Annotated in this window: 16 protein-coding genes, 1 tRNA gene and 1 riboswitch; of the genes, 10 read left to right on the top strand and 7 right to left on the bottom strand. The window is 64.6% G+C overall.

Going from position 1 to position 13,379, the window contains the following annotated elements:
* The first annotated feature begins 4 nt into the window (after window positions 1–4).
* Both ABZ728_RS15140 and ABZ728_RS15135 read left to right on the top strand, forming a co-directional pair.
* Window positions 5–892 (top strand): MinD/ParA family protein, encoded by an 888-nt coding sequence (locus ABZ728_RS15140; RefSeq protein ID WP_366657056.1) that lies wholly within the window; start codon window positions 5–7, stop codon window positions 890–892.
* The gene (locus tag ABZ728_RS15135; protein ID WP_366657055.1) at window positions 889–2,469 is read left to right on the top strand and encodes a hypothetical protein; all 1,581 of its coding nucleotides are present in this window, start codon (window positions 889–891) and stop codon (window positions 2,467–2,469) included. The genes ABZ728_RS15140 and ABZ728_RS15135 overlap by 4 nt, the downstream gene beginning before the upstream one ends.
* Here ABZ728_RS15135 and ABZ728_RS15130 read toward each other — a convergent pair.
* The 3 genes from ABZ728_RS15130 to ABZ728_RS15120 form a co-directional block, all read right to left on the bottom strand.
* Entirely contained in the window at window positions 2,449–3,282 is an 834-nt protein-coding gene (locus ABZ728_RS15130; protein WP_366657054.1) for an alpha/beta fold hydrolase, read from the bottom strand. The genes ABZ728_RS15135 and ABZ728_RS15130 overlap by 21 nt on opposite strands.
* Window positions 3,283–3,357: 75 nt before the next feature.
* A complete protein-coding gene (locus tag ABZ728_RS15125) occupies window positions 3,358–4,827 on the bottom strand; it encodes a 1-acyl-sn-glycerol-3-phosphate acyltransferase (protein ID WP_366657053.1) in 1,470 nt (489 codons plus the stop codon).
* 137 nt (window positions 4,828–4,964) lie between these two features.
* Window positions 4,965–5,414, bottom strand: coding sequence for a hypothetical protein (locus ABZ728_RS15120; RefSeq protein WP_366657052.1), 450 nt, complete (start codon window positions 5,412–5,414; stop codon window positions 4,965–4,967).
* 129 nt (window positions 5,415–5,543) lie between these two features.
* Here ABZ728_RS15120 and ABZ728_RS15115 point away from each other — a divergent pair, with 129 nt between their 5' ends.
* The 7 genes from ABZ728_RS15115 to ABZ728_RS15085 all read left to right on the top strand — a co-directional run bounded on the left by ABZ728_RS15115 (window position 5,544) and on the right by ABZ728_RS15085 (window position 10,500).
* Complete coding sequence (locus tag ABZ728_RS15115) at window positions 5,544–6,482, top strand: folate-binding protein (protein WP_366657051.1); 939 nt, start codon at window positions 5,544–5,546, stop codon at window positions 6,480–6,482.
* Between the two features lie 109 nt (window positions 6,483–6,591).
* Window positions 6,592–7,143, top strand: a complete 552-nt coding sequence (locus ABZ728_RS15110) for a hypothetical protein (protein WP_366657050.1) — start codon at window positions 6,592–6,594, stop codon at window positions 7,141–7,143.
* Between the two features lie 104 nt (window positions 7,144–7,247).
* Window positions 7,248–7,589, top strand: a complete 342-nt coding sequence (locus ABZ728_RS15105; protein ID WP_366657049.1) for a hypothetical protein — start codon at window positions 7,248–7,250, stop codon at window positions 7,587–7,589.
* Between the two features lie 28 nt (window positions 7,590–7,617).
* Window positions 7,618–7,725, top strand: a riboswitch (TPP riboswitch).
* Between the two features lie 167 nt (window positions 7,726–7,892).
* Window positions 7,893–8,906 (top strand): glycine oxidase ThiO, encoded by a 1,014-nt coding sequence (thiO, locus tag ABZ728_RS15100; protein ID WP_366657048.1) that lies wholly within the window; start codon window positions 7,893–7,895, stop codon window positions 8,904–8,906.
* A complete protein-coding gene (gene thiS, locus ABZ728_RS15095) occupies window positions 8,903–9,100 on the top strand; it encodes a sulfur carrier protein ThiS (RefSeq protein WP_366657047.1) in 198 nt (65 codons plus the stop codon). Before thiO ends, thiS begins: the two co-directional genes overlap by 4 nt.
* A gap of 3 nt (window positions 9,101–9,103) precedes the next feature.
* Window positions 9,104–9,871 carry a thiazole synthase gene (locus ABZ728_RS15090; RefSeq protein ID WP_366657046.1) on the top strand — a complete coding sequence of 256 codons (768 nt, stop codon included), beginning with the start codon at window positions 9,104–9,106 and terminating at the stop codon, window positions 9,869–9,871.
* Window positions 9,868–10,500, top strand: coding sequence for a thiamine phosphate synthase (locus tag ABZ728_RS15085; RefSeq protein WP_366657045.1), 633 nt, complete (start codon window positions 9,868–9,870; stop codon window positions 10,498–10,500). The genes ABZ728_RS15090 and ABZ728_RS15085 overlap by 4 nt, the downstream gene beginning before the upstream one ends.
* 25 nt (window positions 10,501–10,525) lie before the next feature.
* On the opposite strand, the gene ABZ728_RS15080 is transcribed toward ABZ728_RS15085, so the two are convergent.
* Complete coding sequence (locus ABZ728_RS15080) at window positions 10,526–11,662, bottom strand: lytic murein transglycosylase (protein WP_366657043.1); 1,137 nt, start codon at window positions 11,660–11,662, stop codon at window positions 10,526–10,528.
* A gap of 288 nt (window positions 11,663–11,950) precedes the next feature.
* Window positions 11,951–12,027: transfer RNA gene (locus tag ABZ728_RS15075), tRNA-Pro, on the bottom strand.
* Between the two features lie 199 nt (window positions 12,028–12,226).
* On the opposite strand from ABZ728_RS15075, the gene ABZ728_RS15070 reads away from it, so the two are divergent.
* Window positions 12,227–12,607 (top strand): TIGR04076 family protein, encoded by a 381-nt coding sequence (locus tag ABZ728_RS15070; RefSeq protein ID WP_366657042.1) that lies wholly within the window; start codon window positions 12,227–12,229, stop codon window positions 12,605–12,607.
* 30 nt (window positions 12,608–12,637) lie between these two features.
* Here the strand turns inward: ABZ728_RS15070 and ABZ728_RS15065 are convergent, their stop codons facing one another.
* Both ABZ728_RS15065 and ABZ728_RS15060 read right to left on the bottom strand, forming a co-directional pair.
* Window positions 12,638–12,871 carry a DUF1127 domain-containing protein gene (locus tag ABZ728_RS15065; protein WP_366657041.1) on the bottom strand — a complete coding sequence of 78 codons (234 nt, stop codon included), beginning with the start codon at window positions 12,869–12,871 and terminating at the stop codon, window positions 12,638–12,640.
* Between the two features lie 58 nt (window positions 12,872–12,929).
* Window positions 12,930–13,157 carry a hypothetical protein gene (locus tag ABZ728_RS15060; RefSeq protein ID WP_366657040.1) on the bottom strand — a complete coding sequence of 76 codons (228 nt, stop codon included), beginning with the start codon at window positions 13,155–13,157 and terminating at the stop codon, window positions 12,930–12,932.
* Window positions 13,158–13,379: the final 222 nt, after the last annotated feature.

Here is a 13,379-nt window from a genome sequence, read left to right as displayed (position 1 = left end):
GCCAATGAACGCGACGACTGAATCACCGGAGTCCCGGAATCAAACCCACAACGCCGCCCGGTTCGACAACGCGATCGCCATCGCCAGCGGCAAGGGCGGCGTCGGCAAGACCTGCGTGGCTGTAACTCTGGCTCACGCCCTCGCCCGCCGGGGACGCCGCGTACTGCTGTTCGACGGCGATCTGGGACTGGCGAATGTCGATATCCAGCTTGGACTTGTGCCGCGGTTCAGCCTGTCGGACGTCATCCAGGGGACCGTCGATCTGGCCGGTGCCGTTCAAACCTATCCCAAGGGCGGATTCGACCTCGTCGCCGGCCAGTCCGGTTCCGGCGGGCTGACCGGCTTGACTTCGGCACAGTCGGGCCGGCTGTTTGCTTCGCTCGCAGCGGTCGCCAAGGGCTATGATCATGTCGTGATCGACCTGGCGAGCAGCATTGAGCCCCCCGTGCTGGACCTCGCGCAGCGTTGCCCGTCCGTCGTCGTGCTGACCACCGAAGAGCCGACCGCGCTCACCGATGCCTATGCCTTCATCAAGATGATGGATCGCCTCGCCCGCCACAACGGCATGGCCATCGCCATCAATCAGGCTCATTCGCAAAAGGAAGGGGAACGGACCTATGAGACGCTGCTCCGCGCCTGTCAGAATTTCCTGAAGCTGACGCCGGATCTGGCGGCCATCATCCGCACCGACCGGGCTGTGCGCGATGCCGTCCGCAACCAGATTCCCCTTCTGATCCGGGCGCCGCAAAGCGATGCGGCCTTTGCGATCGAGGAGTTCGCGGCCCGCATCGCCGCCGATCCGGCGCCCGATCAGTCGCCGGGATCAACGCCGGACCAGAAGCCGGGCCAGACCTCCTCCGAGACGCTCGCCCGGACCACCGCCGGAACATGAGCGCGCCCGGTGGCCCGGTTGCCGGCGTGGCTGCCATCGCAGGCGCCGACGGTGCACTGGCAAACCCGGGCCGCGCTCTTTCCGTCGCCGTTCGCCTGGACAACCTGCCACCGGGATTCCCTCGGGCGCCGACGCAAACGCTGACGATCCCGGGAACCATCGTCCAGGTGGCGGCGGGGACCGGAACGGGTCAACCGGGAACGGGCCAGAGCGGTACGGGCCAAACGGCAACTATCCGCACGCCGCTGGGGGCAATCACGCTGATGCTGCCGGATGGCGGCGCCCCGAAAGCAGGAACGAAGGTAACGCTCATGCTGCCGGCAGCGTCCGGTGCCGGAACGGGCGCCGGGACCGGGACCGGGACCGGGACCGGGACGGGGACGGGGACGGGGACGGGGACTGGCCCCCGGCTGCTGATCCCCGCCGACGGCGCGACTGTCCGTCCCACACCGATTTCCCCTATACCGGCCTTGCCCACACCGGCCACTGCTGGATCGGCCGCGGCCGCTTCGGGCTCGGCTGCGGGCCAATCGGCCGGGAGCCCTGCCCCACAGATCGCCGGTCGGTCCACTCCCGCGGCTTCGCCCGGCGGTTCGGCGGCGCCACAGGCGGTGCCCGGAACCATGTCCGGGCGAGCAGCCGCCGGACTGCACGGGGCCGGACCGCTACCCGCCCCGCCCGGTTCAACAGCGTCGGGCCCGTCTGCTTCCAGTCCATCGGCCCCTCCTGCATCGATTGTGGGCGGATCGGGCGCCGGTCTCTCGTCGGCACGCGCCGCTGTCGGATCCGGTCTCGGGTCATCCAGTCTCGGGTCATCCAGTCTGGGGGCCTCCAGTCTGGGGCCCGGCCTCGTCAGTCTGCTGGCGGCGGCGTCCACAGGCCGACCGGCGGTCCTGCCGCCATCCGGCGCCGCGCCCGGCAACCCCGCGAGCGCGATGGCCGATCTCCTGAGCAGTTTGACCATGGCTTCGCCCGGCAGCGCCCAGGGCCTGACGGCGTCATTGCCCTCACCGGGCTCGGGCCTCGCCGGAGCCCTGGCCGCCGTGCTGGGACTTTTCCGGTCGCCGGGCATACGATCGGCAATCGGTGAAGACGGCATGGCGGCGCTTCGACGGACCGGCGCCGACGGCCAGATCGATCGCGCGCTCAACAGCGCGCGGCCGCGCCTGTCCGATGGCCCCCCCGGCACCATCAGCGGTACGGCGCCTGCCGGCGCTGAGCGTCCGGGCGGCGAATGGCGGCACTGGGCGCTGCCGATCGCAACGGGAACGGACATCGCAGCCATCAATCTATACTGGCGGCGGGAATCCAATGGCGACGACGATCCTTCCGGCGGCGGCGACGGCCCGACGGACCGGTTCGTCGTCGATCTGACTCTGTCGGCATTCGGCGCAACACGGGTCGACAGTCGCATCGATCGGGCCCGGCGGCGGCTGGCCATCGTCCTGGCGACGGAAGTACCGCTCGCCGCCCCGATGAAGCGCGACCTCAACCGGCTGATCGCCGCGACGGCCGATGGTTTCGGGCTGGCCGGACGGTTGGCGATCCGCAGCGCGTCAGGTCTCACCGCCGGGTGATCGGCTTTTCCGCGCAGCGGCGCTGTCGGAAAGGCCGTCCTTGAGCGTATCCAGCAATTCGCCCCACGCTGCGAGGAAGCGTTCGGATTGGGAGCGGCTGTCCGCGTCGTGATCGAACTGCCCGGTGCGCAGGAACGCCACGACCTGATCGATCACCCGCAGATCCATCGGCATGAAGGTATGGCTTATCGGCAATTCAAGATAATCGGCCATGACCGGCAGTCGCGTCGACGCGACCTCGACGGTCCCGTCATGCAGGATCTCCGCCTGCAGCACGCTGTTGAGCCACGATGCCGGGTTCAGCAGATGAAACGGCTGGGTGCCGGCGATGATGCCGATCTCGGCCTGCGGCACGGCCAGACTGCGGAATGTCGATGCCGTGGTACCCAGGTCCTTGACCGACGGGCCGAACAGCAATTCGGGCACGCCGGTGCGCGCCAGCCGATCGATGATTCCGACCCCCTGATTGGGGGTCGCCATCATGACGATGCGGCCGACCTCAAATTCCTGCGGCTGGGCAAGAACGCCGCGGATCAGCAGGCCGCCCAGCGAATGACCGACGAAATCGATCCGTGTGCCGCCGATCGGCAGCGATTCCAGATAGCTCTGGAAATCGGCCACCAGATCGGTAAAGGCCCGGCTTCGGGCGGAATAATCGAAATTGTGAGTCGCAAAGCCTTCGCGGTTCAGCCGCCGTTCAAGGCGTTGCATGCTTCTGAAGGTGCGGCCCAACCCATGAACGAGCACCACGCCACTGTGGCGCGGCATGTCGCGCCCGTCCGACTCCGCCGGAGACGATCGTTCCGACATCATCCGTTGCCTTCCGTATCCTGCGCCGCGAAAATTTCGTGCCCACACCGGATCACGATAGCTGATTGCCAGCCCGCATCACAATGCGCCGACGGCCGGCGCGGCGTTCCCGGAGAAGGCGCCACCCGGCGCATAGCCTTCGCATCGCTCAACCAGATGGGCGATGGCATTGGCATAATACAGCACCAGCGAGCGATCCGCGCCATTGACCCGGATCAGCCCGTCGGACTCGTCGAAAATCCCGCGATAGCGCAGCTGCCGCAATCCCACCGTCACAGCATAGTCCCTGGTTCGGCGCGGAATATAGACACGCGCGCCCCCTGCTTCGAGCTGCTGCAGCAATTCGCGCACGCGCCGGCGAAGCTCGGCCTCGGTCAGGCCGTCTTCGCGGACCAGCACCGACGCCACCACCGATACCGGTAGCACCGGAATCAGGTCGCCGATATCCTTCATCAGGGCATCGGTCAGTTCCTGGACGATCCGGAACCGTTCGTGCTGCGATACCGGTGTCAGATTATGCCCCTGCCGGGTCATCCACTGGCGGAACGAAACCGGAGTTCCGAAATTCACGCAAGCATAGCCGAAACGGTACCACTGCCGTCGAAAGGCGAGGCCGACATTGTGAATGAAGAAACCGACAACCGTCCGGATTACCGACCAGCGGCCGGGCGCCCGGGCCTCCGGGTCATGCGGCTTCAGGAGCGCCCGGTCTTCAAGAACGCGGTCGTAGTTCACGCCGACGGGCACGAAATAGATATCACGGTCGTTCGTCTGGTCAATGCCGCGCACCATATAGTCGATCAGCCCCATCTTGGGCTTGCGCAAGCGCCCGTCCCGGCTCAGCCCGCCCTCGGGGAACACCGCCTGACTGACGCCATTGGCCGTCGCCATTTCGACATAGCGCGCGAGCACACGGCGGTACAGGTGGCTGTTGGAGTTGCGCCGGATAAAGAACGCTCCCGACGCCCGGACGAGACTTTGAAGCGGCCAGATCCGGGCCCACTCGCCCACGGCATAGGAAAGCGCGGTCCGGTCGGCGGCCAGAAAGGCAACCAGAACATAGTCCATGTTGCTGCGGTGATTCATGACGAAGATCACCGTCGCGTTGGCCGGAATGTTCGACAGACCCGCCTCGTCTGAGTAGCCGAGCCTGACGCGATAGAATGTCCGGGCAACCCTGCGCGCGATCCAGTACCCAATCCGAAAATAGAAATACGCATTGAAGCTGGGCACGATCTCCCGCGCATAGCGTTCTACCTGGGCCATGACGATCGACCGCGGCGTGCCGGTCGCCCTGGCGTGCTCTTCCGCCGCCTGAACGACCTTGTGGTCATAGGTCAGCAGATCGATCAATGTCTGTCGTCGGGTCAGTTTGAATTGCTGGATCTTGATGTTGAGGCGGGCATTCACCTCGTCGATCGCGCGGTTCACCTTGCGCCGCAGGAACCACCGCACACTCGGCACCAGAATTCGGTCGAGCGTCGCCAGCAGGGCGAGCACGACGACCAGAATAATCAGCCAGACCGGTATTTCGACCGTTCCCGTCACGCCGCACCGCCTCGGATTGCTGCAACCCTCGATCCGTTTTTCGGACACTAGGCGAGCGAACCGTCCGGGGGAAGCACCGATTGCACGACCGCGATGTGACTCAGGGTGAGACGGGTGCGCCCGTCAGTCGCGTTGCGTCACCGGGTCAAGCTGAGCGGCTCGCCGTCACGGCGGACCGGAATATCAGCGCCCGGCAGCCTGCCGGTTCCAGACTGCACTTCACTCTCGGCACCGGTAAAGTTGGCCGATGTCGCGGTCGGAACGACCGGCCGGGGCTGCTGTTGCGGCGGGGACTGGACACGCGGTTCACCGCGCGACGGGGCCTGCCCGTCGGCATTTTCGTTCTCATCCTCGACCGGAGCGGTATAGGCTTCGCGAACCCCGATCAGTCGGTCTTCCCAGCCTTCGATCTCGGTTTCATAGCAGTCGGCCCGCGCCAGCGTGCGATAGCAATAAAGCGCCGTTGTCTCGGCCCGCGGCAGTTCCTGTTCGAACACCTGAGCATTGAAATCCTGACAACCGGCGACGATTGTCGCGGCAAGGAGCAGGGGCGCCGACCGGGCGGCAAGAAGGATGGCCTTTGTCATGGCCGGATCATTACCGGTAAATGGCTGATAAATGCTTAACCATGCCGCGGGCCGATGCCGATCCGGGCGCTTGCGCCATACCGCTTCACGCCCTACCTGAACATGGTATTGCCAGGGAAGAGAAAGCAGATGACCGATATGACGACGCCGAAACTGGTTTCGCTGCCCGATCGCGGCCTGTTCGAGCTTGGCGGCGAAGAGCGGATCGCATTCCTGAACGGCCTGGTCTCGAACGACATGGCCAAGCTGTCGCCGACAACGTCGCTCTATGGCACCTTTCTGACGCCGCAGGGCAAGTTCCTGTACGAATTTTTCGCCCTGACCGATGGCGCGTCGGTCATTCTCGATACCGAGCGCGAGCGTATCGACGAATTCCGCAAGAAACTGCGGCTGTACAAGCTGCGGAGCAAGGTCACGGTCAGCGAAAGCGATCCGGCGGCCCATGTCTTTGCGCTGGTGGGCGACAGCGCGCCGGCCGCGCTTGGTTTCGACGCCGATGCCGCGCCGGGGGCGACCCGACACCTTGGCACCCTGGCCGCCATCGGCGATACTTTCGCCGTGCTCGACCCGCGTCATGCCGGTCTGGGCGCACGCATCGTCGTTCGTGCCGCCAATGAACAGTCAGGCACGGCCGATATCGCAGCTGCCCTGGCCGATCATCTCGCCGTGGCCGTCGGCAGCCGCGGCGACTATGACCGCCGCCGCATCGCGCTGGCGGTCCCCGACGCCAGCCGCGACATGATCGTGGAGAAATCGGCGCTGCTGGAGAGCAATATCGACCGGCTGAACGGCATTTCCTGGGACAAAGGCTGCTATCTGGGCCAGGAACTGACCGCCCGCACGCATTATCGCGGTCTCGTCAAACGCCGGCTGGTACCACTACGGTTCGCCGACGGCACGCCGCCGGAGATAGGCGCCGAGATCACAAAAGACGGCAGCGTCGTCGGCGACATCCGCAGCGCGGCCGGCGATCTGGTGCTGGCCAGTGTCAAACTGGCCGCACTCGACGGCGATGGTCCGCCGCTGAGGGTGGGCGACACAGTCCTGGAACCGCTGCCTACACCATAGTGGGTACCACGACTTGGGCGTCTTTGCAGCGCCGACCGGATGCTATAATCCATCACAGACGAGCAGCTCGGCACCATTAATCTTTCGCGGTTGATCGGGGCTCAGTTCGATGGAGTTCTACACATTTCTGGTCATCGCCGGCGTATTGGCGATTGCGGCGATCGCCGTCATCGGCGGTGTGATAGAGTTGCTGCGACAGCGCGTGTTGGTCGACTCCGAGACCAGGGCGGTGATCGGTATTTCAATTCCCGGCCTCGGCGATTTCAGCACCAATTATCCCTCTCTGGGCGCCATTGCGCTCGGCTTGCTGATGTGCTTTGGAACGATCGTCTGGATCAGCAACGAGCCGGCGCAAATCCCCGTTACGGCGACGGTCACCGTGACCAATCCCGCCCTTCACGCCGACAGCGAGTCCGACCTGTTTCTCAGTGTCGTGCCGCAGCGGTACCGCCGATCGGTCATCGGCAACCAACTCGACACGCCGGTGCGCATCGACCTCTCTGTCGATGACGGCGAGGATTATGTCGCGATCGTACGCAGTTCGGTGAAAGATGCCGAAGACGGTGTCGCGTACCAGGGGCTTGCATCAGGCCCTATCAATATCAGCAATAGCGATGGCACTGTTTCCGGCGAATACGAATCAGTGTTGAGGGTGAGATGAGGCCGGCAGCATCCACACCGAGACTGCTTTTCGCATGCCTTTGCGCCATAACGCTCCTCACAGGACCGGCCCACAGTGACAATGCGGGCGTTTCGGGCAAATGGTTGACCATCGACGGCGAGCCATTCTCGAACGTGCCGATCACGATCGTCGGGACGACCAGTCGGGGTGACGAGATTTCGACATTTTCAGTGACGGACGAGGATGGCGAATTCCGGATCCACAACTTGCCGGCCGGTCAGTATCAGGCGATCCCTGCCTGGGATCATGACGCGGCCGTACCCTTCTCGGTCGCCGACCAGCCCTGGTACCGACCTTGGGCGAAGGCAGAAGCCGTCGACCTTGGCGAGGTCACCGTGAATATCGAATCGACCGAACTCCCGGATGCGCCCGCCGATCCCCCCGGCGCAGCCACCGGAGACGATGGATCGCGCAACGACCCTTGACAGAACCCTTAGACTTGTTAGCGTCTGATCTCGTACCCAGGGGAGTTCCGGCAGGGAACTGAGAGGCTACCGGCGTAGCGACCCTTTGAACCTGATCCAGTTCATGCTGGCGTAGGGATGGATGGGGCCGCCTCGACGGCCGGGCAGGCATCTCCCGGCCCCCCAAGGCACCGAAATTGCGGCCTGTTCGATCACCCGCTTTGAAACTGGATCTCCAACGCAACGTCGTTCAGGAGACCCATGACAGATGGCGCAGAAGTCCAGGCTACGCGGCGGCCCTTATGTGCTCGCCGACCCACCGCAATGAGCAGGCCTGACGCCGAAGTGGTGGGTGCCGGCGTCGCCGGCCTTACCGCCGCGCTCACGCTGGCCGAGCGCGGTGCCCGGGTGACCGTCTACGACCGGTCGACTACTCTGGGCGCCGAGGCGGCATCGTGGCTGGCGGGCGGCATGCTGGCCCCCTGGTGCGAGATGGAGTCCGCCGACGCCTCGATCGTTGCGCCGGGACTGGCAGCGATCGACTGGTGGGCCGAGCGGGTGCCGGAGCTGCGCCGGACCGGTACGCTCGTCGTCGCGCCGGCTCGCGATGCAGCCGACCTTAAACGCTTCTTGCGGATGACGCGTACAGGCGTCGAACTGGATGCCGAGGGGGTGGCAGCGCTGGAACCCGAACTGGCCGACCGGTTCCGCCGCGGCATCCATTATGCCGGCGAGGCGTGGCTCGACCCGCGCCGCGCGCTCGCCGCACTGGCCGACCGGGTCGTGAACCTGGGCGGCGAGATCCGACTGGGCACGGCCGCCGATCCGAGCGACCTCGCCGCCGATACCATCGTCGACTGCCGCGGCATTGCCGCCGCCGACGGCACCACGCCAGCCGGTCGCGGCCTCCGCAGCGTCCGGGGCGAGATGTTTCTCTTGCATGCGCCCGAGGTCACCCTGCATCGGGCGGTGCGGCTGCTTCATCCCCGCATCCCCTTGTATATCGTGCCGAGGGGAGACCATGTTTTCATGATCGGGGCAACCATGATCGAGAGCGATTCAAGCCGGCCCATGACGCTGAGATCCGCGGTCGACCTGCTGAACGCCGCCTATGCCGTCCATCCCGGATTCGCCGAGGCCTCGATCCTGGAACAGGGCGCAGGACGGCGGCCGGCCTATGCCGACAATCTGCCGCGCGTCGAGCGCCATGGGCGCCTCGTGTCGATCAACGGCTTCTACCGTCACGGCTTCCTGCTGGCACCATCTTTGGCCGAGAAAGCCGCCGACATGATCATGGATACCGCCGACACAACACACAGCATTGGACCGTCAACATGAGAGTGATCGTCAACGGCGAACCCGCCGAGGTTAGTGCCGAAACCCTTGAGGCGGCACTGGTGGAACTGAAATACGGTGATATGACCGTGGCCACAGCCCTCAATCAGGGTTTCGTACCGGCACCCCAGCGGTCGGCAACGCCGCTGAAAGACGGCGACCGGATCGAAGTGATTGCCCCAATGAGCGGAGGCTGATCGATGGATGTTTACGGCCGCACCCTCGGCTCGCGCTTTCTGCTCGGGACGGCGCAGTACCCCTCGCCCACTGTGCTGCAATCCGCAGTCAGGGCGTCGCGCACGGAAATGGTCACGGTCTCGTTGCGGCGCGAAGCGGCGGGGCAGCGGGCGGGGCAGGAGTTCTGGTCGCTGATCCGCTCGTTGGGCGTACAGGTGCTGCCCAACACCGCCGGGTGCCATTCGGTGAAGGAGGCCGTGACGACCGCCCAGATGGCGCGCGAGGTGTTCGACACGCCGCTGATCAAGCTGGAAGTGATCGGCGAGACCGATACCCTGCAGCCCGATCTCTTCGGGCTGGTCGAGGCCGCGCGCATCCTGACCGACGAAGGTTTCGAGGTTCTGCCATATACGACGGAGGATCTGGTCGCAGCGGAACGGCTGATGGATGCCGGCTGCCGCGTTCTGATGCCGTGGGGGGCGCCGATCGGCTCGGCACAGGGCCTGAACAACGTCCACGGCCTGCGGTCGATGCGCGCGCACTTCCCGGACACGACATTGATCATCGACGCCGGTATCGGCCGGCCGTCCCACGCCGTCGCCGCCATGGAACTGGGCTATGACGGCGTGCTGCTGAATACTGCCGTCGCCAAGGCCGAGGATCCGGTGCGCATGGCTGAAGCGTTCGCCCTTGCGATCGAAGCCGGGCGCACGGGTTTCGAGGCCGGCGCGATGGAACCGCGCGACATGGCCGCTGCCTCCACCCCTGTATTCGGAAGGGCCATCCTGTGAAGTCGAAACGTCCCCTCGATCCGTTCTACCTGATCGTCGACACCGCCGCCTGGGTTGAACGGCTGGTACCGTTGGGCGTCAGGATGATCCAGTTGCGGACCAAGAGCGACAATGAGGATTTCCTGCGGCGCGAGATCCGCCGCGCGCGCGATATCTGCGCCAGCCACGGCTGCCAGTTGATCGTCAACGACCACTGGCGACTGGCGATCGAGGAAGGCTGCGATTACGTTCATCTGGGGCAGGAAGATCTGGCCGAGGCCGATCTGGGTGCCATCCAGGACGCCGGGCTGTCGCTGGGCATCAGCACCCATGATGACGACGAGTTGGAGACCGCGCTGAAGGCCGAGCCGGACTACATCGCCCTTGGCCCGGTCTGGCCGACGATCCTGAAATCGATGAAATGGGCGCCCCAGACCCCGGCCCGGCTGACCGAATGGAAATCGCGCATCGGGGATATCCCGCTGGTTGCGATCGGCGGCCTGTCGGTGGAGCGCCTGGATCAGGTATTCGACGCCGGCGCCGACATCGCCGCCGTCGTCACCGACATCACGCGCAACGACGACCCCACCGCCCGCACCCTGGCCTGGATCAGAGCCACGCGTGGACGGGGGATCGCGGCCCGGTCGTAAGGCAGTATCATCGGCACCGAAACAGTCAGCGCAACCGGTCGAGCAGCTCAAGCGACGGCTCGCCGGTCACTGGCAGGCCTTGAGACCGTTGATAAGCGCGGATCGCCGCTTCGCTGTTGGGGCCGATCGCGCCGTCAACGCCCTGAGTATCGAAGCCCGCTTCCGTCAAAAGTCGTTGGAGGTCTCGACGATCGCCGCGCATCATCCCGTATTCGTCGGGTGGGAACGCGGCCTGGATCGGGGGTCCACCGTTGAGCCGGTCGGATAGATGGCCGACGCCCACGGCGTAGAATTCGGAATTGTTATAGCGCAGAAATGCCCCGAAATTATCGAACACCATAAAGGCGGGACCGTTCGAGCCGGCCAGCGTCAGGATCGACGCCGACCCATAGCCCGGCGGCGGATTGCCGTTCATATCGCGAACGCCCATCGAGGCCCATTGCCCGGCGCTACGGGTCGTATCGCGCCCGGTCAGATTGTGATTAAAACCCGCCGGAAGTTGCACTTCCAGACCCCAGGGTTCGCCGGACGTCCAGCCTGAGCGGGACAGATAGGCCGCCGCCGAGGCCAATGCGTCGGTCGGATCCGCCGCCGACCAGATGTCGCGCCGGCCGTCGCCGGTGAAGTCGACGGCATAGGCCTCGTATGTGGTCGGGATGAACTGCGTATGCCCCATGGCCCCCGCCCAACTGCCGGTCATCCGGTCGGGCGTCGTGTCGCCGTTCTGTAGAATGCGTAGCGCGGCAATCAGCTGCTGCTCGAAGAACGCGCCGCGCCTTCCGTCATAGGCCAGCGTGGCCAGCGCGGAAATTACCGGTACGGTGCCGAGATTGCTGCCGTAATTGCTTTCCATCCCCCAGACGGCAACGACGACATGGGGCGGAACGCCGTATCGGGCCTCGATCGAGTCGAGCACCGGGCGATAGCGCGCCAGCATCGCGCGGCCGTTCTCGACGCGACTATCCGACGCCGCACTGCCCAGATAGCCTTCGAGCGTCAAAGTGAATTCAGCCTGATTTCGGTCGCGTTGCACGACGTCGGGCAGAAAACCGGCCTGATCGAAAGCAGCGTTCAGCGTGGTCTCTGAAATACCCTCGGCCCGGGCGCGGGGCCGAAAATTGTCCAGCCATGTGTCAAAGGCCGGATTGGGGGCGGTCTGCATAACCGGCGGCTGCGGCGGCGATGTCGGAGTCCCAGCGGCAGGGGTTTCGATTGCCGTCGATTGCTGGCCAGACTGTTGAGACCCTGCCCCACCGGCGCACGCCGCCACGACCATTGTCGTCACGACCAAAGACACTGTTCTGCTCAATATCATTATTATTAACGCTCACCAGTTTCCACTGACCGAAGGCTACCCTAATCGATCAGGGTGCGGATATAATCATCTCGGGACAAGACAATCAGATTGCATATATCGGTGGGCAACTGGAAAGGAGCGGGAAAAGAGAAGTGGTCGGAGTGAGTGGATTCGAACCACCGGCCCCTGCCTCCCGAAGACAGTGCTCTACCAAGCTGAGCTACACTCCGACGCATGGTGGCTTTGGGGCCACCGACGTCCTGATGGCGCGCTTATATCGCGCCCGGCCCTTCCGATCAATGGTTTTCGTGCCTTCGGTCGCCCGCTGTCGCCCGGATAATTTTCCGCTTCACCCGGGCGACAAAGCGCGGTACCGACAACAAGGTGCAGCGTCACGATCGACGCGGTTTCGAATGGGCGAGAGTGTCGATGAACGACGACAGCTTCACGCTTTATGATCTGAAGGTCGAATGGGAAGCCGGGTCGCCGCCGGCCTGCTATTGCGAAGCCAGGTCCGGCGATCACTTCATGCTGGAGGGAGAGCAGTTACGCTTTCCGCCCGGGCAGAGCTGGTCGATCTATACGCTGGCAGCCCTGTTGCCGCTATTGCCCGCCAAACAGCGCGAAACCGACCCCAATGACTGGATGAGCACCGACGCTGTGGTGGCCTGCCCCGATCCGAACTGCACGTCGCGATTCCGCATCAAGCGGATCGGCAAGCGGCGTTTTCGCCATAGTGAGACCACGGGCGAAACCGGGGGCGAAACCGGGGGCGAGACCACGGCAACGCCGATGCCGGAAGCGGAATAGCACCGAGCCGAAGCGTCGCCGGCCGGCGCGTTAGCGCGTCGAAGGCTGGCCGTATCGTCCTGCCGCGATGTCGCGGAAATCGGCGCGGCTGATGCCCAGATCCGCCAGATCGCGATCTTCCAGGCGGTTCAGTTCGGCCATAATGCGCTGATAGTCGTGTCGACGCTGCGCCGACCGGTCGAACCGAACACGGAGGTCAGCCACAAGCCGGCCAAGCATGGACAGCGGGCCGGCATTGGCATGCGTAACACTGTCGTAAGCCATATCGAAAATTCCTTAAGTGTCATTAGCGTCCGTCGGGGTCTTGCCGCCGGTTGGCGTATTACCGTACGGAACGCTTGAAGTTGCCCGACGCGATGTCGTGGAAGTCGGCGCGGCTGATGCCCAGACCGTGCATTTCCTTGTCGTCGAGACGCTGCAATTCGCTCATCACGGCATCGTAGGCGCGGCGCTGTTCATTGGCCTCGCGAATGCTGTCGACCATCCGGCCGAAGAAACTGCGAACCGAAGCGCTGCCGCGGGTCATGGTGTTGATAGCGATGCTGGTCATGTCGTTCTCCATAAGTGCGAATAGAAATCATCGTTCGCACACCAAAGATGACACCTCGACCCGCCATCGTGAAGGGCTAACTTCGGCTTTACGCTGCACCGCGGCAATGCGCTCAGCGCATGGCAACAGGCCCGCCGAATGCTAAATAGGCGATCCTCGACTAATTTTTATGCATGATGATGAAACGCCGGGCGAACGGCCGCCCTTTCGGAGTGGGCAGGC

Origin of the sequence: Fodinicurvata sp. EGI_FJ10296, assembly GCF_040712075.1 — a bacterium.
Classification (GTDB): domain Bacteria; phylum Pseudomonadota; class Alphaproteobacteria; order DSM-16000; family Inquilinaceae; genus JBFCVL01.
Note: the sequence above shows the minus strand (reverse complement) of the source record. Positions and strands in the feature narration are given on the sequence as shown.